The following is a 17580-nucleotide window of genomic DNA, read 5'->3' on the forward strand; positions in this document are numbered from 1 at the left end:
TGCGGCCGGGCACCCTAGGGAGCGGGCCGGGGAGGGTCAACGCGGAGGTGCGATGCGAGTCTCCGGCGAGGCCGGGGCCGAGGTCGCTCGAAGCCAGGCTTTGATGCTCGGTACGTCGAACAAGCGGGCATTCCCGACCGTTGCGGGGGCCGAGCGCGAACGCTCTCAGTCGCCCGCCCCCGAGATCAGCATGTCCAGGCGCATCCGCGTGATCGCGCCGATCTCGTCGAGGGCGGTGGCCTCCTCCTCGGCCTGTCCCCGTCCGAGGCGGGCCTCGAACACCGCGAGGATCTCGGCCCGGCTGCGGCCCCGTACGGCGATGATGAAGGGGAAGCCGAACCTCTCCCGGTAGGCGGCGTTCAGGCGGTCGAAGGCCGCCGCATCCTCCGGCGGGAGGTGGTCGAGGCCGGCGCTGCCCTGCTCGCTCGCCGAGTCGGCCGTCATTGCTCGCGCCCGTGCCTCGGGCCCGGCGAGTTCCGGATGCCCGTTGAGGAAGGCGAGGCGCTGCGCCTCGGGCGCATGGCGCACCGCGTCCATCATCGCGGCGTGCAGGTCGCCCACGCTGGCGAAGGGGCGGGCCGGCGCCACCGCCTCGGCGACCCAGGCCGCGTGTTCGAACACCCCGCCGAGCAGAGCGACGAAGGCGTCCCGGTCGAGACGGTGGATGGCGGCCAGATCCGACAAAGGCTTCAACTCCCGCGATAATCCGTACGACGACCGGGGCGTGAACGGCATCGGCACGGGATCATGTCCCCTGGCTTCGACCATGGCGAACCGTGCCACCCTTTGTCCACGGCGATCTCCGCCTCGCTCACGGGGGCAGCCTCTTCGGGACGCGGTCGACGCTCCCGCCCCGGGCACGGCCGTGGCGGTTCAGGCCGGCTCGGGCGCGGCGCCGGTGGTGCCCCGGCGCTCGCCGGCCGGGGTGGCGGGCGGGACGAAGGCGAGGATCAGCACGATCGTCGCGAGCTCGAAGACCGCGATCAGCCACAGGCCGGCGGAGGCCGAGCCGGTATGCTCGCGCAGATAGCCCATCACCGTCGGAGCGCCGAAGCCCGCCAGGTTGGCCACCGAGTTGATCAGCGCGAAGCCGGCCGCGGCGGCGGAGCCTGCCAGGAACCGTCCGGGAATCTGCCAGAAGACGGGGATCGCGCTCATCGTACCGGCGATCGCCACGGCGAGTGCGACCATGGCCAGAACCGGGTTCGACGGGATCAGGAACCCGACGAGGGCGATGGCCAGTGCCCCGATCATGGCGGGCACACCGCAATGCAGGCGCACCTCTCCGGTGTGATCGGAATGGCGCCCGTTGAGCACCATGCCGATGCCGCCGAACAGGAAGGCGGCGGCCATGATCCAGCCGATGGTGAGCGGGTCGGTGAAGCCTGCGTCATGCACTACGCTCGGCCCGAAGAAGATCAGCGCCGAGTACCCCGTGACGAGGCAGAAATAGATCGCGATACACTGCCAGACCCGGACATCCTTCAGGGAGGCGAGGACGCCGTGCTCGCGGGGCCCCAAGGCTTCCGCGTCGCGGGCGAGGTCGGCTTCGATCAATGCCCGCTGCTCCGGTGTCAGCCAGTTGGCCTTGGCGGGGCGGTCGGTAAGAACGTTGCCGAGGAAGAAGATGGTGACGAGCCCTGCGAGGATCGAAGGGATACCCTCCAGCAAGAACACCCATTGCCAGCCGTCCCAGCCGTTCACGCCGTCCAGGCCGGTGAGGATCGCCCCGGCCAGCGGCCCGCCGATCACCCCGGCGATGGCTGCAGCCGACATGAAGAGGCCGAGCACCCTCGCCCGCCGCGCGCTCGGGTACCAGTAGGTGAGGTACAGGACCACGCCTGGGAAGAAACCGGCTTCGAACACTCCGAGCAGGAAGCGGAGCACGTAGAAGAAGGCCGGCGTGGTGACGAACATCATCGCCACGCAGCAGGCGCCCCAGAGGAGCGTGATCCGCGCGATGGTCTTGCGGGCGCCGACATGTTCCAGAAGCAGGTTGCTCGGCACTTCGCACAGGAAGTAGCCGATGAAGAAGATGCCCGCGCCGATGCCGTAGACCGTCTCGCTGAATTTGAGATCGGACAACATCTGCAGCTTGGCGAAGCCGATATTGACCCGGTCGATCCAGGACAGGATCCAGAGCATCATCAGGAACGGCAGCAGGCGCCAGGTGATCCGGCGGTAGGCCGCGTCGAGTGACGGGTTCTGTCCGACCGATGACTTAGGATGAGTTGGATATGACCGGATCGCCATGGATTGCCCCGAAGATGGTCGCGTCGTCGGCGGCGATGAAACTCTCACCGAAGTGCCGAGACGAGATGGACCCTCCCCTTATGCAATCCAAACCCTGATCGGGCCGTAAATCTCGACCCGTTCCGGCATGGTCAGCTTCCGCGATAAGTGGTGCAATTGCCGGGCGTGCACAGCATCGGCACGTGGTAATGCTGCTTGGCGTCGAAGACGGCGAACCGCACCACCGGGTTGTCCACGAAGATGTCCGCCTCGCTCACGCCGGGCCGGCTCTTCAGATAGCCGTCAATGAAGAATTCGAGCTGGTACTGGCCGATCTTCGCCTCCGCCGCCGGCAGGATCGGTGTGTCGGTGCGCCCGTCGGCATTGGTGACGACGCTCTTCACGAGGCGCCAGTGCCCCTCCTCCATCACCGAAAAGTCGATGCGCACGCCGGGCGCGGGGCGCCCGCGCTCCGAGTCGAGGATATGTGTCGTGATGCCGGCCATCGGGTCTCTCGGATCGTTTCGTGGGTAAGCGGTTGCGGACGGTCGGGGCTTTCAGCTGCCGCGATAATACGAGTAGCCCCAGGGCGTGAACAGGATCGGCAGATGGTAGCGCTGGCTCGCGTCGCGGATGTGGAAGCGGATCGGGACGAGGCTCAGGAAGTTCGGGCTCGGCAGCGCCACGCCGATCCGGGCGAAGTATTCCTCGACATGCATCAGCAGCTCGTAGCGCCCGGTCTTCAGGGCGTCGTCGATGAGGAGCGGCTCGGGCGAGCGGCCGTTGGGCCCCGTCGTGATCGTCTTGATCGGCCGGTAGGTGTCGCCATCGCGCACGGAGAGGTCGCAGACCATGCCCGCGCCCGGTGTGCCGTGGAAATTGTCGATGGCGTGCATGGTGAGGCGCGGGCCGAGGCCGGATTGCATCGTCGGGCCGGTGTTCAGGGCGCCCGGCTGTGCAGGAGCCGGGGCGGGCGCGCCCTGGGCCAGCACCGTGCCGGTGGCGGCGACCGTGCCGCCGAGACCGATTCCGGCAAGGCCGGCGCCGACCAGGCTGCGGCGCGTGAGGTCGGGTCGCTCAGGGGGGTGGTTCAACTGTGTCTCCTGCAGAGGGCCGGTTCCGGCGCGACCGGGGGCGGGGTCAGGCCGGCTCATGGGCGGCACGGGCGGCGGCCCGGCGCTCCAGCGCCGGGGTGGCGGGTGGGACGAAGGCGAGGATCAGGACGATCGTCGCGAGCTCGAAGGCCGCGACCAGCCACAGGCCGGCGGAGGCCGAGCCGGTATGCTCGCGCAGGTAACCCATGAGGGCGGGGGCGCCGAAGCCCGCCAGGTTGGCCACCGAATTGATCAGGGCGATGCCGGCCGCGGCGGCCGAGCCCGCCAGGAACCGCCCGGGGATCTGCCAGAAGACGGGGATCGCGCTCATCGTACCGACGATCGCCACGGCGAGCGCCAGCATGGCCAGAACCGGGCTCCACGGGACCAGGAACCCGACGAGTGCGATGGCCAGCGCCCCGATCGTCGCCGGGATCCCGCAATGCAGGCGCGCCTCGCCGGTCCGGTCGGAATGGCGCCCGTTGAGGATCATCCCGATGCCACCGCACAGATAGGCCGCCGACATGATCCAGCCGACGGTGAGCGGATCGGTGAAGCCGGCATCGCGCACCACGCTCGGCCCGAAGAAGGTCAGGGCCGAGTTCGCCATGATGATGCAGAAGAAGATCGCGATGCATTGCCAGACCCGGGCATCCTTCAGGGAAGCGAGGACGCCGTGCTCGCGCGGACCCAAGGCCTCGGCGTCGCGGGCGAGGTCCGCCTCGACCAGCGCCCGCTGCTCTGTCGTCAGCCATGTGGCCTTGGCGGGACGGTCGGTCAGGTAGAGGAGCGTGACGAACCCTGCGAGGATCGAGGGGATGCCCTCCAGCAGGAACACCCATTGCCAGCCTGCCCAGCCGTTGACGCCGTTCATGCCGGTGAGGATCGCGCCGGCCAGCGGCCCGCCGATCACCCCGGCGATCGCCGAGGCCGACATGAAGAGGCCGAACACCTTCGCCCGCCGCTCACTCGGGTACCAGTAGGTGAGGTACAGGATCACGCCCGGATAGAAGCCGGCTTCGAACACTCCGAGCAGGAAGCGGAGCACGTAGAAGAAGGCCGGTGTGGTGACGAACATCATCGCCACGCAGCAGGCGCCCCAGAGGAGCGTGATCCGCGCGATGGTCTTGCGGGCGCCGATATATTCCAGCAGCAGGTTGCTCGGCACCTCGCACAGGAAATAGCCGATGAAGAAGATACCCGCGCCGATGCCGTAGACCGTCTCGCTGAATTTGAGATCGGACAGCATCTGCAGCTTGGCGAAGCCGATATTGACCCTGTCGATCCAGGACAGGATCCAGAGCATCATCAGGAACGGCAGCAGGCGCCAGGTAATCCGGCGGTAGGCCGCGTCGAGCGACGGACGAGGTCCTGCCGATGACGCATCGGAAACTGGATATGACCGGATCGCCATGGATCGCCTCAGGGTCCGTCACACCATCGGCGCCGATGCAAACCACGCCGAAACATTAGCAATAGTTGGACCATGTTCCCGCGCGATCCGACATCCGACCGGGCCGTGAAACTCGCCTGCGAGCGAGGTTATCCACGCCGGGCGAGGCTTTTCATCGCGTTCCTCAGGGCTGCGGAGCCAACCGGAAACCTTCGCGCTTCGATGGTGTAGACAGACGGTGATCGACGCCTTGCCAAGGAGACCATGCCATGTGGCCCGACAGACGCTTCCTCGATCTCGTCGGTCTGGATCATCCCATCGTCCAGGCCCCGATGGTGGGGCCTCGGGGCCAGCTCACGGCTGCCGTCTCCACCACCGGCGCCCTCGGGTCGCTGGCCTGCGCCGCCCTGAACGCCGAACAGGTGCGCAGCGAGGTCGCGGCGATCCGCCTGAACACGGATCGTCCGTTCAATCTGAATTTCTTCTGCCACGCTCCGGCCGCCGCCGATCCGGCCCGCGAGGCCGCATGGCTCCAGCGCGTGACACCCTATTACCGCGAGCTCGGCCTCGACCCGGCGGCACCCGTCGCCATGGCCAACCGCGCGCCTTTCGACGAGGCGATGTGCGCCGTCGTGGAGGATCTGCGCCCGGCGGTGGTCAGCTTCCATTTCGGGCTCCCCGAGGCCGCCCTCCTCCGCCGCGTCGGGGAAGCGGGCTGCCTCGTCGTCTCGTCCGCCACCACGGTGCGTGAGGCGCGCTGGCTCGATGAGCGCGGCGTGGACGCGATCATCGCCCAAGGGGCCGATGCCGGGGGCCATCGCGGCATGTTCCTCACCGATGCGGTGGAGTCGCAGGTCGGCACCTTCTCTCTGGTGCCGCAGGTGGTGGACGCGGTGCGCGTCCCGGTCATCGCGGCGGGCGGCATCGCCGATGCGCGCGGGATCGCCGCGGCGCTCATGCTCGGCGCTTCCGCCGTCCAGATCGGCACGGCCTACCTCCTGTGCCCGGAGGCCGGCACCTCCGCCGTCCATCTCGCCGCCCTGCGGGCGGCCCGCGACGAGGATACCGCGCTCACCAACGTCTTCACGGGGCGCCCCGCCCGAGGGCTCGTCAACCGTGCTTTGGCGGAGCTCGGCCCGGTGAGCGCCGACGCTCCCGCCTTTCCCTCCGCCGCCGTGGCGCTCCAGCCCCTGCGCCAGCGCGCGGAGGCGGGAGGCTCGGGCGATTTCTCGCCGCTCTGGTCCGGTCAGGCGGCGTCCCTGGCACGGGAAACGGGGGCTGCGGACTTGACCCGGCGGCTGGCGGAGGCGGCGCGCGGGATGCTGAGGAACCGCGGATAGGCCTGCCTTCCGATGGGGACGGGCTGGCGAGTCAGAACGGACTGACGGGGAAAAACCGCAGGTACAGCTCTGCGTATTTCCCTTCGTCCCAGAGCCGTTGCAGGGCTTCGTCGAGGGCGCGGGAGAGGGCCGTATCCTCTCGGCGGGTGACGAGGCCGATGCCTTCGCCGAAATAGTGGTTTTCGAGATAGTCGCCGCCCACCAGCGCGCAGCAATTCGAGGAATCGATGCCGCCGATCCACAAGGCGAGGTTGAGCCCGTCGGCGAAGACGTAGTCCACGTCGCCGCGCCGCAGCGCGCCTTCGGCGGTGGCGAGGTCGGTGAACTCGCGCGCCTCCGCCTGGGGGAAGAACGCCTTGAGATAAGCCGCATGCGCGCTTGCCGCGACGATTCCGACGGACTTGCCCGCGAGGGCCTTGGCCGATGGGGCGGGAAGGCCCTTGTCCGTGCGGGCGGCGAAGCGCGCCGGCCAGCGAAAATACGGACGGGTGGCGAGGAACCGGCTGCGCAGGGTCGGCGTCAGCGGGATGGCGGCGGCGACCACGTCGCCCTGCCGGTCGGCCAGCCCGTCGAGCAGCGTATCGAACCGGCGCGCCTGGATGGTGCAGCTGAGCGTCAAGCGTTCGCAGACCGCCCGGACGAGTTCCACCACGAAGCCGGTCGGCGCGCCGTCAGGGCCGGCGAAATGCAGGGGCGGGAACTCGTCGTCGGTGAGGAAGCGGATGGCGCGCGCCGTCTGCGGCGCTTCGATCCGTTCGAGCCGGCTGCGCGGATTCCAGAAATTCGGGATCGTCACGCCCGGCGAGGTGGCTTCCTGCGCCGACGCCGGCGAAACGGCGAGGAGCGCCGTCACCAGCAAAGCGGCGGCGGACCGCCTGCCTCGGGTTGACGGTCTGGTTGTATCTGTGTCGCACTGGTTGTGCGCGGGAATCGTCTGGCTCACGGCTCTCCCCCTATCACGTTCCCGGGCCTCGGGGAGCCGGTTCCGGTGTCGATCGTCGGTTTCAGGAACCTGCGCGGCAAAACGGTGGCACTGCCCCCGGAGATCGCGTTTCTCCTCAGCCACGCCACGTCCCCGCTGATGCTGGCGAAGGCCGCGGCCCTGGCCCGGGCGAGCGGCGCCGATGCCGCCACCACCCTGATCCAGGCCGGGTTGATGGAAGAGGAACGCTTCTACCGCGCCCTCGCGCTCACCCTCGGGGCGCGGTTCCTCCGGGATACCCTGCCCCTCGGCGCCGGAGCGCGGTTTCCCGATAGTCTGATCGCGGGCGTCGCCCCCCTCGCACCGGGAATGGGGGCCGCGTTCGTCTATGCCCCTCGGGGGCGCGCGATCGCCGAATTGCTGCAGGGGCGCAGCCCGACGGGTCTGATGCCGGCGATCACCACGCCGACGGCCCTGCGCCACGCGATCTTCGCCCAACGCGCGGCGGGAATCGCCGCCCATGCCTCGGACGACCTTCTCAGGAGGAGGCCGGACTGGGCCTACAATGCCGCCCCCGTGGCGCCGCTCCTCGCTCTGGCCGGTCTCATCTTCGGGGCGCTCGTTCTCGCCATGGCCAGCCTGCCGGCGCTGCTCGTCACGGCGGCCTGGGTCCTGGTGCAGGTCGGGTTCCTCGCCCTCCTCACCTTTCGCGTGGCCGCCATCGGACCCACCGGCGAGGCTGCGCCGGAAGACCCACCCGGACCAGGGCTGCCGGATGGCGACCTGCCGGTCTACACGGTGTTCGTGGCGCTCTACCGGGAGGCGGCGGTGGTGCCGCGCTTGCTGGAGGCGCTGACGCGGTTCGATTACCCGGTCTTATGCAGCAACCTCACCCGAAAGCGTTGAGGTGGTTTAGTAAGTAGGGCCTAGCGGCTGAAGCCTCCTCGTTCACGAAATCCATGCGACATATTGCCCCATTAGCCGAAACACACAGGAAACGTACTTAAAAACTAGACGAAGTGACTTGCGCTTAAGGGAGCGACGCAATCCAAGAGCTTATGGTCGGCAGGTGGGCGTGATGCCTCTTCACTCGGCAAAAGCTGTCGCCAACGAGATCCTAACGCGGCTTGGCCGTTCTGGGATGCCGGGACAGATGTGGCTTCAGAAGATGATCTACATCGCTCACGGCTGGAACCTGGCCGTGAATGGCGAGCCGCTGGTTGCGGAAAATCCCGAGGCTTGGGACGGCGGCCCCGTCTATCGCGACATATGGGATCACATACGGGACCACGGGATCGACCCATCGACCAAGTTATTCACCGACCCTGTTTCTAAAGAGGTTTATGAAGCCGATTTGAGCGCTAGGGAAAAATCGGTCGTCGATCATGTTTGGAATAAATATAGAAAGTATTCTGGACGCGACTTATCTCGCATGACTCACATGCCGGGTACTCCATGGACCGAAGTCTATCTGAATGAGGGCCGGGACAGCGCTATCCCCAACCACCTCATAAAGCAGCATTACACTAATTTGGCCCTTGCCGGACGTGGCACCAAGTAACGACATCACAGTTCAGGACATCGACAGGGCACCGGAAAATCTTCCGGTGTCGCTGGAGAACAGTGAGTCCCCCGAACTAGCTAGGGCATTACAGCGCGTTGCTTCTTTGTCTGATACTCTCGAAAGATTTAAGGACGAGAGGAATGAACTGAAAGAAGAAATTGCAAATCTTAAGCGCAGCAAAAATACATCTGAAACATTAGATAAACTTATTGAGCCTTATGCAAGACGTACTTACTGGTTTATGGTTGGATACTGTTCTTTTGTTGGATTAATGCTATTTAGCAGCGCGCAAGTTGGAAGTGACGTCCACATTGATAATGATGTGATGAAAATCCTTGTAGGAAGCACTGCCGTAACCGTCATTGGTCTAGTCGGAATGATTTTAACAGGTGTTTTTGTAGGCGCCCGAAAAAGCTAACTGTCTAAATCAAGGACCACACACGCACGCCCTTATGCCTTCCTGCGTCTCCTATCCGTCCCTGAACGACGGCGCGGCTGAGGTTCTGGATAAGTCGGTAGGCGACCGCCTTCCGTAGCATCACGTCGTTCTCATCCCACCCCTTTGCGCGGATCACAGCGAGCGCGATCTCGCGCGTCGTAAGCGGCTTACCAGCCTCCTCCAACGCCTGCTTGCACAGCTTGAACATCTCCCCGTAGACGAACAGCCGGTTCAGATGGGCGTAGGCAGGAAAGCGAAGCTCCGTTGCCGGGGTTAGCTCATAGAGCGCTAGGACCGCCGTTACGGACGACAGGTCGCGTTCTGCCACGGCAAGCTGAGCCCGCAGCGCTTTGATATGCGCTTCGATCTCGTTGCGCTTGGCAGTGAGGGTGCTGACGACGTGAAGGAGCGCCATCTTAGGCAACCTTCGCCATGTGGCGCTGCCAGTAGCCCTTCCACACCTTGGACGGGGCGTGCGTGAGGGCAGCGCCGGTGATGAGGGCGTATTGCTCGCCGTTGCTCACCCGGCGGTGATTCTCGCGCCAAGCCATCTCACCAGCGTAAGAGGCGAGGTAAGCGCCGCTGATGTGGTGGTGAATACCCATCTCAGCGCGGCGGAGGCGAGAGAAGAACGACTCGGCCTGATTGGTGCAAGCCTCGTCGAAGCTGTAGCCCTCTTGGTGGTTGATGCGGTGGGTCTTGAACGTCTTGTGGAGACGATCCCAGCCCTTGGCCTCGTCAGCGTGGACGACGCTGCCAGCCTCGACGCGCTGCTCAATCGTCGGGACCGACTCGGCTTCCGACCGGAAGGCGAAGGTGAGAGCCTTGCCGCCGCGCTCGCGGATCACGACGACGACGCGACGCTTACCGGTCTGGTTCTCGGCAAGGCGACGGTCGATCCGATCCGCCTTCATATTGGCGGGGCGAACGTGGCCACCTCAGCCGAAACGGCCTCACGGAGCTTGTGAGCCATAACGAACGCCGTCCGATACTGGCAGTCGAGGTCACGGGAAAGCTGGAGGGCGCTATGACCCTTCGCGCCGTTGGCGAAGATCGCGATGGCAAGGAGGTGGTCACGGATGGGGAGCTTGCGGGAAGCGAAGATGGTGCCCGAGGTGACGCTGTACTGATGGCGGCAACCGGCGCACTTGAAGAGCTTGCGGGTGGCGATGAAGGAGTGCTTGAGGCAGCCGCAACGCGGGCAGAAGGGAGCGCCTTCGGTAGCCTCCCAGCGGATCGCCTTGAACGTCTCCCAAGCCTGATCGTCCGAAAGACGAGCGACCTTGGCGAGGCTGAGGGAGCGGGCCGCTTTGGAGAGAAGGAAGTGCTGGGCCACGGCGTCACCTGAACGTTTTGCGTTGAGGTGAGTGATATGAGTTGAATTGAGTTAGGTCAACGCTTTAAATTGCCCTTGACGCAAAAATTGTCATACCCTAGCTCTCAATGACGATGAGCCCTGAGCAATGCCGTGCCGCCCGAGGATGGTTGAACTGGTCGCAGCCCGACCTCTCTAAGCGCGCCAACATCGGCCTGAGTACGATCCGCCAGTTTGAGAACGGGCTCAGAAAACCTATCGTCAACAACCTCTTGGCAATGCGGCGGTCATTCGAGGAAGCCGGCGTCACGTTCCTTGAAGAGCCGGCCGGGATTACCGTTTCGGGCAACCCCGGCGCGACGGATCAGAACGGCAGCGGCGAAGCGCCGTGATGCGACAGGCCGCGCACGATCTTAGAGACCGTGCCGCCGTTCACACAAAAGTAGTGGGACGCCTTTTGCTGACTCCACCGCTCCACGAGAACGGCATGGAGGATATGACAGGCGGTGAGATGATCGCAGGGGAACTCGAAAGGCATGGGAAATCCTTGTCGCTAGATGCGAGGTGATCTCCCGGCTTGAACCGAGGCGACAGAGATGCGATGATTAAGCCGTGGGGCCTTGCATTCTCTGTCGCCGTCCAAATCGGAAGGTAGCTGGATTGTTTGGTTCTGAATGAGGCCGGTGCGCTAACACCGGCCTCATTCTAAAATGCTCTTCTGAGTTCATGGTGGCCGACCATGACATTCTCCTTCGTTAGCGCCGGACGGACGCGGGGTGGAATGAGGAGCTAGCGACCTCGGAGAAAGCCCGGTAGGCTTTCGACCGTGTTGACTAGCTCGGCATCTGAGCCGGACGACGGTGACACGTCGGCCGGCTCATTCTTTTTGAGAGGTAAAAGGTAGTGGCTGCCGTCTTTTTCTAGGCGCCTCTGCCGAACCAACCGTGCGATGGCGCTGTAGCCATACTGCGGGTTGCTCTCGATCCTCTCTGCATATTCTTCGTGCTCGCGCATCTTCGATATAATATCGCGCGGTAAAAAACGGTCGTTTTCGCTGAAAAGACTTAGAATGAATGCGCCTACGCCCATCATGCTTCGATCATCAGCGTCTTCTTCAAGCTCCCCGCTCTGTTCCAATGCATGATATAGGCCGGGCAAATAAAACTTGTCGCCCAGCTTTATAACTTGATCGTCCCTAACCATCCGACTTAAGGCGTTATAAAGGCCATTAGGATTGCGAACTATCCTATCCTTGGCATCGTTGCTCCCATGCTCTTTAATGAATTGAGCGAGTTCCTTTGGAAGCATTCCACGATCGGCAGATAGTAAAGCTTCAATTGCCGCTTCACGCCAGATTGATGATCGCTCCGAGCCTTCCTGCGCGCCCTCTATCGCCTCTTCTATACCTGCGAGGAGGGATGCCGGAACAATAAGCTTCACCGCCTCAAGCCAACGATCCTCTTCGGCAAGCTGCTTCTGTAGCGTCTCTATCTCACCCATGATCTCAGCGCGTTTAACCCGGCGCGCGAGGATATCCTCGCGGGTCAAGCTAAAGCTCCAGGGAGACGAATCGGACACGGGACACCCTCAACTCTCATCATGATCCCCTAGTCTCTCGCATTATGCAAGCCTCCCTCTCGCGGGAGCGGAAGGATGGGAGGATATGAGGTTGGAAGGTTGTGAGGTGCGGAACTTATAAGGTCCGAACCGGCCCGCTCACCTCAAGGAGTTTAGGTGAGGGTGGAAGATTATAAACGAGACGGCATCTCATGTGCCGCCGTTTCTGTTTGGGGCACGAATAAACTCGACAACCCCAACTCAGGTGAGTGCGCCGATCGAAAGATGGCCTCATAACGCTGTCCTCCCAAAGAGAAGAACTCACGCGTCGGTAATCAGATCGCTGGGGCTTTACCTCCACGCCAATCTGGTGAGCTTATGTTCAACGTCCTTGATCCGGCAGAAAACCAAGTTCCCGAGTCAACTCAGGATCTTATTCGCCACACGACGCAATTGAGTCGCGACATTCGTGCAGAATTAGCGCAGAGCCGCTTGCTTCTGAGGGAGTCGAGAGAAATCCTTAGCAAAATCTCGTCTCTCAAGCCGAACTACGAATACCCTCCGGTAGCGCCGCCCGTCACCACCGCCCCCTAATCGACGGGCGGGAAATGCTCGATGAAGCGCAAGCCATCCCATAGTTCAACGGCGTGGCCGTCCACCATTGCCTTGGCGTGCTCACAGGCTTGCTCATCGTCTTCGGCCTGAAGACGCAGGGCGTTCACAACTGTCCCGCTCTTGGCGATGATGATTGCCCGATAAGCGGGAGCGCGCGGCTCAGTGAGTGAGTCCGACCGTGATGATGAGCCATCCGACATGGCTGCGCTCCGCTTTTTGAAAGGGAGGGAGCGCAATACTCTCTCAGCTGCCGAAATCCACGATACCCAACGGCAGTTTGCGACATTCCCCCAATGAGGGGGATTCGTAAACGATGACGGCTTGTTTTCTACGATCTCAGACAGAATGCCGGATCGGTTGATCCGCATCATACCGCCGTACTCACCTCAACGCTTTTGGGTGAGGTTGCTGCATAAGACCGCGATTACCCGGTGGCGAAGCTCGACATCAAGCTCCTCACCGAGGCCGACGATGCCGCCACGGCGGGGGCGCTCGCCTGCCTCGCCCTGCCGGCACATGTGGAGGTCGTCGTCGTGCCGCCGGGGCTGCCAAAGACCAAGCCGCGCGCCCTCAACGCCGCCCTGCCCCTGGCGCGGGGAAGCTGCCTCGTGGTCTACGACGCGGAAGACGTGCCCGATCCCGGCCAGTTGCGGGCGGCGGCCGCAGCCTTCGCCCGCGCCTCCCCACGCACGGCCTGCCTGCAGGGCCGCCTCGTCATCGACAATGCCCGCGATTCCTGGCTCACCCGGTGCTTCGCCCTCGAATACACGGCCCTGTTCGACGTGCTCGGCCCGGCACTGGCGGCGTGGCGGCTGCCGACGCCGCTCGGCGGCACCTCCACCCATTTCCGGACCCATATCCTTCGCGCCGTATGCGGATGGGATGCCTGGAATGTCACCGAGGATGCCGATCTCGGTCTGCGGCTGGCGCGGGCCGGCTACGATGTGGGTGATCTGCCGAGCAGCACGATCGAGGAGGCGCCGGCCCGCTACAAGGCCTGGCTCAACCAGCGCACCCGCTGGATGAAGGGCTTCCTCCAGACCAGCCTCACCCATGGCCGCACCCCCATGGCGACCTTCCGCGAACTCGGCCCCCTGGCGAGCCTCTGCGCGCTGGCCCTCATCCCCGGTACGGTGGTCTCGGCCCTGGCCTACCCGTTCCTGATGCTGCCGGCCGTGGTCTCCCTGTGGCCGGGCCGGATCGAGGCGGGGAGCGATTTCTGGGCGAATCTGCCCACCGGCACCGCGATCACGGTCCTTGTCTCCGGCTTCGTGGCGATGTTGCTGCCCGCCTATATCGGCTGCCGGCGACGGGGCTGGCACGATCTCGTCCCCTTCGTGCCCCTGCTGCCGGCCTATTTCCTGCTCGTCAGCCTCGCCGCCTGGCGCGGGGTGATCGAGCTGATCCTGGCGCCAGACCGCTGGAACAAGACCGAACACGGCCTGTCCCGCACCTCGCGCAGCGGGGCGCTGACACCGCACCCACCGCGATGACCGGGCACGGCACCATGACGCGTTACAGCGCCTTGGCGAGTTCCGCCGCCGTCTGGTCGGCGGGTTTCGTCAGGTTGAGGGCGTTCACGAAGCGGTTCCGGCCGTCCATGATGTAGACCAAAGCCGTGTGCTCCATCGTGTAGTCGTCCCCCTTGGTCGGCACCTTGCGGACATAGGCGCGGTAGGCCTTCACGGCCGCGTTGACCTCCTCCTGCGAGCCGGTGAGGCCGACGATGCGGGGATCGAAACTGGCGAGGTAGGTCTTCAGGGCCTCGGGCGTGTCGCGCTCGGGGTCGACCGCGATGAACAGCGCCTTCGTGTCCTTGCCCTTGGGGCCGAGCGCCTGGAGCACGTCGCCGATCTGCTGCAGCGTCGTCGGGCAGACATCGGGGCAATGCGTGAATCCGAAGAAGACCAGATGGGTCGCCCCGGCGAAATCCCGCTCGGTGACGCGCCGTCCGTCCTGGTCGGTGAGGGTGAAGGGGCCGCCGACGCTGCTGGTCGCCACCTGCCCCGCCTTCGGCACGAGCATCACGGTGGCCGCGACGCCGAGCGCCACGAGGCCGAGGGCGAAGAGGATGAGGGGAAGGGCGCGACGCATGGGGAGCCTTCAAGCCGGTTCCGGGGGGACGCTGCGGCAAGAGCATGGGCCGGAGATGCGGGCAACCGTCAATGTGTCGCCGGTGGGCTCCGTGGACCCGGCTTCTCCACCCCGGTCAGCGGGTCGCGAGGGCGGCGATCAGCTTGTGGGCGGTGCTGGTCAAGGTGGCGAAGGCCGCGAAATCGATGCTGTTGATGACGACGAAGACCCCGACGTCGCGCCCCGGCGCGAAGGCGACGTAGCTCATGAAGCCGGCGCCTCCCCCGCTCTTCGCCAGCATCGCGGGTTCGTTCCCCTTGGCCGCCAGGGCCACCCAGCCGAGGGCGAGGCCCGCCATGGGCGACGCTTCGTCGAAGCCGATCGCCGCCGGCATCGATTGGCGCTGGCGGTAGACCGCGTGGCTCAGGGCGAGCGCGCCGCTCGTGGCGGTGACGTTGTGCCGGAGCCAGCGGGCCATGTCGTTGCCGGTGCTATAGAGGCCGCCGCTTCCCCCCGTCGCCTGGGTGTCGACGCAGGTGGCCGGGCCGCCGAGGCCCGAACCGATCATCAGCCGGGCGCATTGCTCCGGTGTCGGCGAGAGAACCGTATCCAGCATTCCGAGAGGCGCGGTGACGTGGCCGCGCAGCACGTTCGCATAGGACGCGCCGCCTGCCGTCCCGACCGCATCGGCCAGGAGGTCGAACCCCACATTCGAATAGGACGTGACGGTGCCGGGGGCCCAAGGCAGCGTGTAGTTGCCGAGCCAGGACCAGCGGTCGTCGCGGGTCGGCCAGGCGCGGGGATTCGTGCCTTCGGGGGCGTGTCCCATCTCGCGCGGTAGGGCGCCCGAATAGGTTGCGAGGTCGAGGAGGGTGATGGGGCGCCCTTCGAAGGCCGGAACCTTCATCTGCGGCGCGAAGCTCTGCAGCGGATCGGCGAGGGAGAGCTTCCTCTCCGTGGCGAGGGAGGCCAGGACTTCCGTGGTGAAGACCTTGGTGATGGAGTTGAGTCGCACGAGACTCGTTCCATCGGGCGTGATGCCGTTGCCCTTCTCGGTCTCGCCGTAGCCGCAGATGAAGGTCCCGTCCCCCCGCACGACCACCAGGATCATACCGGGCGCCCCGGATTCGAGGAACAGGACGTCACCGGTCAAGTCCGTCGCCGCCGCGATCACCGGATCGTCGGCGCTCGCTGCATGTGTCGTCGTCGCGAGCGACAGGGCGAGGGCGAGGGCAACGAATCGCTTGATCACGGCGTGGCTCCGATTCTGGTCGGAACTCTACACGCATCGCACCTGGTGCAAGCCTATCGGGCGTGGGGGCCACCGCGTCGATTCACAGATGTTTGGTCGTGACACCGTTCCCAGGGGCGTTCGCGCATCCGGGAGCCTTTGTTTCAGCTCTCGCCTCCCTTGCCACGATCGCCGGCCAGGGTGGCGCTCTCGCGCCGGAGCGGGCGACCGACGGGGCAGACCTCAGCATCCTCCCGGTGAAATGGAAGCCGCGCCTTGTCCGATGAAGGCCGACCGATTGTCAGATTGCGAGCTTGTCCGGCTCGGGCGTTGCCGCGATCACCTCGACCCCGTGCAGCCGCAAAGCCTCGCCCAGCATCAGCAGGGCCGGCCCGTCGTAGCCCGATGCCTCCACCCGGTCCGCCAGGTCGGCGGCTGTGCCCGACACGACGGCTTGGTTGGGCCGGGTGGCGTTGAAGACGAGGAGCGCGGGGGTGGCCGGGGCCAGACCCTCGGCGACGGCGCGTTCGAGAAGCTCGCGCAGGGTCTTTTTCGGCATGTAGACCACGGTGGTCACGCTCGGATCGGCGAGCGCCCCCCAGTTCAGGTCAGACGGCAGAGTGCCGCGGCGGTCGTGGCCGGTGACGAATTGCAGGCGTCGCGCCGAGTCGCGGTTGGTCAGGGAGACGCCCAGCGACGCGGCCGCCCCCTGTGCCGCCGAGATGCCCGGCACCACGCTCACGGGGATTCCCGCCTGATGGCAGGCATCGATCTCCTCGCCGGCCCGGCCGAAGACGAGGGGATCGCCGGATTTCAGGCGCACCACCTGCTTGCCGGATTTGGCGAGCTGCACCATCAGCGCGTTGATGTCGTCCTGGCGGCAGGAGGGCCCGTGCCCGGTCTTGCCGACCAGCATGGTGCGCGCCTCGCGGCGGGCATAATCGAGGATCTCGGGCGCCACGAGATCGTCGTAGAGGATCACGTCGGCGTTGCGGAGCGCCCGCAGGGCCTTCAGCGTCAGGAGCTCGGCATCGCCCGGCCCCGAGCCGACGAGTGTCACCGCCCCACCCTTCGGTGCGGCGTCCGTCTGGCCGAGAAGCTCGGCGAGGTCCGCCTCGGTGGGAGCCCGGTCCGGCTCGGCGAAGGCGCGATCCGTGAACCGCTCCCAGAAGGCGCGGCGGTCGGAGAAGGCGTGGAAGCGGCTCGTGACCTCCTCGCGCCAGTCGCGGGCGGCACCGATCCAGGCCTTGAACCCGCGCGGCAGCATGCCCTCGATCCGGGCACGCACCGTCTGCCCGAAGACCGGAGCCGCGCCCTCCGTCGAGATGCCCACCACCATGGGCGAACGATTGACGATGGCGCCGAACTTCACGTCGCAGAGATGCGGCCGGTCGACGGCGTTGACGATGGCGCCTGTCGCCCGCGCCGCCGCGACGAAGGCGATGCAATCGGCCTCGTCCTCCATGGCGCCGATGCAGAAGGCCGCGCCCTGGAGGTCGGAGGGCTGCCACCGGCGCTCATGCAGGGTGACGCTGCCGGCGACGATCTCGCCCGGCACTGCGCGCAACTCGTCGCTGGGCTCCGGCGCGTAGACGTCGACATCGGCCCCGGCGGCGGCGAGCAGCTTCACCTTCCACGGCGCGCCGCCATTGGACCCGGCCAGCACCGCGCGTTTGCCCTGCAGCGGCACGAAGACCGGCAGGACCGCCAGCGGTTCGAGACCGGCATGTCCGGCGCCCTCACGGGCGGCGATTCCGGCGGGTCGGGTTTCCCGGGGCTGGCGGGGCGTGCTCATGGCGTGAAAA

The 17580-nt window shown here is 65.6% G+C and carries 17 protein-coding genes and 2 pseudogenes; 6 read left to right on the forward strand and 13 right to left on the reverse strand.

Annotated elements, in window-relative coordinates; all coding sequences use genetic code 11:
• Positions 1 to 165 precede the first annotated feature (165 nt).
• The 5 genes from uraD to ACYQOP_RS22230 all read right to left on the reverse strand — a co-directional run bounded on the left by uraD (position 166) and on the right by ACYQOP_RS22230 (position 4740).
• Positions 166 to 735, reverse strand: coding sequence for a 2-oxo-4-hydroxy-4-carboxy-5-ureidoimidazoline decarboxylase (gene uraD, locus ACYQOP_RS22210; RefSeq protein ID WP_461225428.1), 570 nt, complete (start codon positions 733 to 735; stop codon positions 166 to 168).
• 138 nt (positions 736 to 873) lie between these two features.
• Positions 874 to 2253: an MFS transporter gene (locus ACYQOP_RS22215; RefSeq protein ID WP_461224171.1), complete on the reverse strand. Its 1380-nt coding sequence runs from the start codon at positions 2251 to 2253 to the stop codon at positions 874 to 876.
• A 131-nt stretch (positions 2254 to 2384) separates the two neighbouring features.
• Positions 2385 to 2738: a hydroxyisourate hydrolase gene (gene uraH / locus ACYQOP_RS22220; RefSeq protein WP_461224173.1), complete on the reverse strand. Its 354-nt coding sequence runs from the start codon at positions 2736 to 2738 to the stop codon at positions 2385 to 2387.
• 51 nt (positions 2739 to 2789) lie between these two features.
• Positions 2790 to 3326, reverse strand: coding sequence for a hydroxyisourate hydrolase (uraH, locus tag ACYQOP_RS22225; RefSeq protein WP_461224175.1), 537 nt, complete (start codon positions 3324 to 3326; stop codon positions 2790 to 2792).
• A 46-nt stretch (positions 3327 to 3372) separates the two neighbouring features.
• Positions 3373 to 4740, reverse strand: coding sequence for an MFS transporter (locus ACYQOP_RS22230; RefSeq protein ID WP_461224177.1), 1368 nt, complete (start codon positions 4738 to 4740; stop codon positions 3373 to 3375).
• 248 nt (positions 4741 to 4988) lie between these two features.
• On the opposite strand from ACYQOP_RS22230, the gene ACYQOP_RS22235 reads away from it, so the two are divergent.
• The gene (locus tag ACYQOP_RS22235; protein WP_461224179.1) at positions 4989 to 6059 is read left to right on the forward strand and encodes an NAD(P)H-dependent flavin oxidoreductase; all 1071 of its coding nucleotides are present in this window, start codon (positions 4989 to 4991) and stop codon (positions 6057 to 6059) included.
• A 31-nt stretch (positions 6060 to 6090) separates the two neighbouring features.
• Here the strand turns inward: ACYQOP_RS22235 and ACYQOP_RS22240 are convergent, their stop codons facing one another.
• The gene (locus tag ACYQOP_RS22240; RefSeq protein WP_210348640.1) at positions 6091 to 6915 is read right to left on the reverse strand and encodes a transporter substrate-binding domain-containing protein; all 825 of its coding nucleotides are present in this window, start codon (positions 6913 to 6915) and stop codon (positions 6091 to 6093) included.
• Between the two features lie 132 nt (positions 6916 to 7047).
• Here ACYQOP_RS22240 and ACYQOP_RS22245 point away from each other — a divergent pair, with 132 nt between their 5' ends.
• The 3 genes from ACYQOP_RS22245 to ACYQOP_RS22255 all read left to right on the forward strand — a co-directional run bounded on the left by ACYQOP_RS22245 (position 7048) and on the right by ACYQOP_RS22255 (position 8963).
• Positions 7048 to 7887, forward strand: coding sequence for a hypothetical protein (locus ACYQOP_RS22245; protein WP_461224181.1), 840 nt, complete (start codon positions 7048 to 7050; stop codon positions 7885 to 7887).
• A gap of 172 nt (positions 7888 to 8059) precedes the next feature.
• Complete coding sequence (locus tag ACYQOP_RS22250) at positions 8060 to 8542, forward strand: Panacea domain-containing protein (RefSeq protein ID WP_461224183.1); 483 nt, start codon at positions 8060 to 8062, stop codon at positions 8540 to 8542.
• 46 nt (positions 8543 to 8588) lie between these two features.
• Positions 8589 to 8963 carry a hypothetical protein gene (locus ACYQOP_RS22255; RefSeq protein WP_461224185.1) on the forward strand — a complete coding sequence of 125 codons (375 nt, stop codon included), beginning with the start codon at positions 8589 to 8591 and terminating at the stop codon, positions 8961 to 8963.
• Positions 8964 to 8967: 4 nt separating this feature from the next.
• Here ACYQOP_RS22255 and ACYQOP_RS22260 read toward each other — a convergent pair whose 3' ends face one another.
• The gene (locus ACYQOP_RS22260; RefSeq protein WP_461224187.1) at positions 8968 to 9399 is read right to left on the reverse strand and encodes a hypothetical protein; all 432 of its coding nucleotides are present in this window, start codon (positions 9397 to 9399) and stop codon (positions 8968 to 8970) included.
• 1 nt (position 9400) lies between these two features.
• Positions 9401 to 10320: pseudogene (locus ACYQOP_RS22265) on the reverse strand (IS1595 family transposase).
• A gap of 113 nt (positions 10321 to 10433) precedes the next feature.
• Here ACYQOP_RS22265 and ACYQOP_RS22270 point away from each other — a divergent pair.
• A complete protein-coding gene (locus ACYQOP_RS22270; protein WP_461224189.1) occupies positions 10434 to 10691 on the forward strand; it encodes a helix-turn-helix domain-containing protein in 258 nt (85 codons plus the stop codon).
• A 397-nt stretch (positions 10692 to 11088) separates the two neighbouring features.
• On the opposite strand, the gene ACYQOP_RS22275 is transcribed toward ACYQOP_RS22270, so the two are convergent.
• Both ACYQOP_RS22275 and ACYQOP_RS22280 read right to left on the reverse strand, forming a co-directional pair.
• Complete coding sequence (locus ACYQOP_RS22275) at positions 11089 to 11877, reverse strand: hypothetical protein (RefSeq protein WP_461224191.1); 789 nt, start codon at positions 11875 to 11877, stop codon at positions 11089 to 11091.
• 569 nt (positions 11878 to 12446) lie between these two features.
• Positions 12447 to 12671, reverse strand: a complete 225-nt coding sequence (locus ACYQOP_RS22280) for a hypothetical protein (protein WP_461224193.1) — start codon at positions 12669 to 12671, stop codon at positions 12447 to 12449.
• Between the two features lie 222 nt (positions 12672 to 12893).
• Here ACYQOP_RS22280 and ACYQOP_RS22285 point away from each other — a divergent pair.
• Positions 12894 to 13964: pseudogene (locus ACYQOP_RS22285) on the forward strand (glycosyltransferase family 2 protein); the annotation flags it as partial.
• Positions 13965 to 13986: 22 nt separating this feature from the next.
• Here ACYQOP_RS22285 and ACYQOP_RS22290 read toward each other — a convergent pair.
• From ACYQOP_RS22290 to cysG, 3 genes are all read right to left on the reverse strand, one after another.
• Positions 13987 to 14565, reverse strand: a complete 579-nt coding sequence (locus ACYQOP_RS22290; RefSeq protein ID WP_056429330.1) for an SCO family protein — start codon at positions 14563 to 14565, stop codon at positions 13987 to 13989.
• A 115-nt stretch (positions 14566 to 14680) separates the two neighbouring features.
• On the reverse strand, positions 14681 to 15796 hold the full coding sequence (ampH, locus tag ACYQOP_RS22295) for a D-alanyl-D-alanine-carboxypeptidase/endopeptidase AmpH (RefSeq protein WP_461224195.1): 1116 nt from the start codon (positions 15794 to 15796) through the stop codon (positions 14681 to 14683).
• Between the two features lie 280 nt (positions 15797 to 16076).
• Positions 16077 to 17570 (reverse strand): siroheme synthase CysG, encoded by a 1494-nt coding sequence (gene cysG, locus ACYQOP_RS22300; protein ID WP_461224197.1) that lies wholly within the window; start codon positions 17568 to 17570, stop codon positions 16077 to 16079.
• Positions 17571 to 17580: the final 10 nt, after the last annotated feature.

Source organism: Methylobacterium sp. CM6247 (genome assembly GCF_054817925.1).

Excerpts from the sequence above, each read along its gene's own strand:
- ACYQOP_RS22280 (WP_461224193.1), bottom strand. The coding sequence starts at position 12,671 with ATGTCGGATGGCTCATCATCACGGTCGGACTCACTCACTGAGCCGCGC.
- uraH (WP_461224173.1), bottom strand. The coding sequence starts at position 2,738 with ATGGCCGGCATCACGACACATATCCTCGACTCGGAGCGCGGGCGCCCC.
- ACYQOP_RS22235 (WP_461224179.1), top strand. The coding sequence starts at position 4,989 with ATGTGGCCCGACAGACGCTTCCTCGATCTCGTCGGTCTGGATCATCCC.
- ACYQOP_RS22270 (WP_461224189.1), top strand. The coding sequence starts at position 10,434 with ATGAGCCCTGAGCAATGCCGTGCCGCCCGAGGATGGTTGAACTGGTCG.
- ACYQOP_RS22260 (WP_461224187.1), bottom strand. The coding sequence starts at position 9,399 with ATGGCGCTCCTTCACGTCGTCAGCACCCTCACTGCCAAGCGCAACGAG.
- ACYQOP_RS22290 (WP_056429330.1), bottom strand. The coding sequence starts at position 14,565 with ATGCGTCGCGCCCTTCCCCTCATCCTCTTCGCCCTCGGCCTCGTGGCG.
- ACYQOP_RS22230 (WP_461224177.1), bottom strand. The coding sequence starts at position 4,740 with ATGGCGATCCGGTCATATCCAGTTTCCGATGCGTCATCGGCAGGACCT.
- uraD (WP_461225428.1), bottom strand. The coding sequence starts at position 735 with ATGCCGTTCACGCCCCGGTCGTCGTACGGATTATCGCGGGAGTTGAAG.
- ACYQOP_RS22215 (WP_461224171.1), bottom strand. The coding sequence starts at position 2,253 with ATGGCGATCCGGTCATATCCAACTCATCCTAAGTCATCGGTCGGACAG.
- ACYQOP_RS22250 (WP_461224183.1), top strand. The coding sequence starts at position 8,060 with ATGCCTCTTCACTCGGCAAAAGCTGTCGCCAACGAGATCCTAACGCGG.
- cysG (WP_461224197.1), bottom strand. The coding sequence starts at position 17,570 with ATGAGCACGCCCCGCCAGCCCCGGGAAACCCGACCCGCCGGAATCGCC.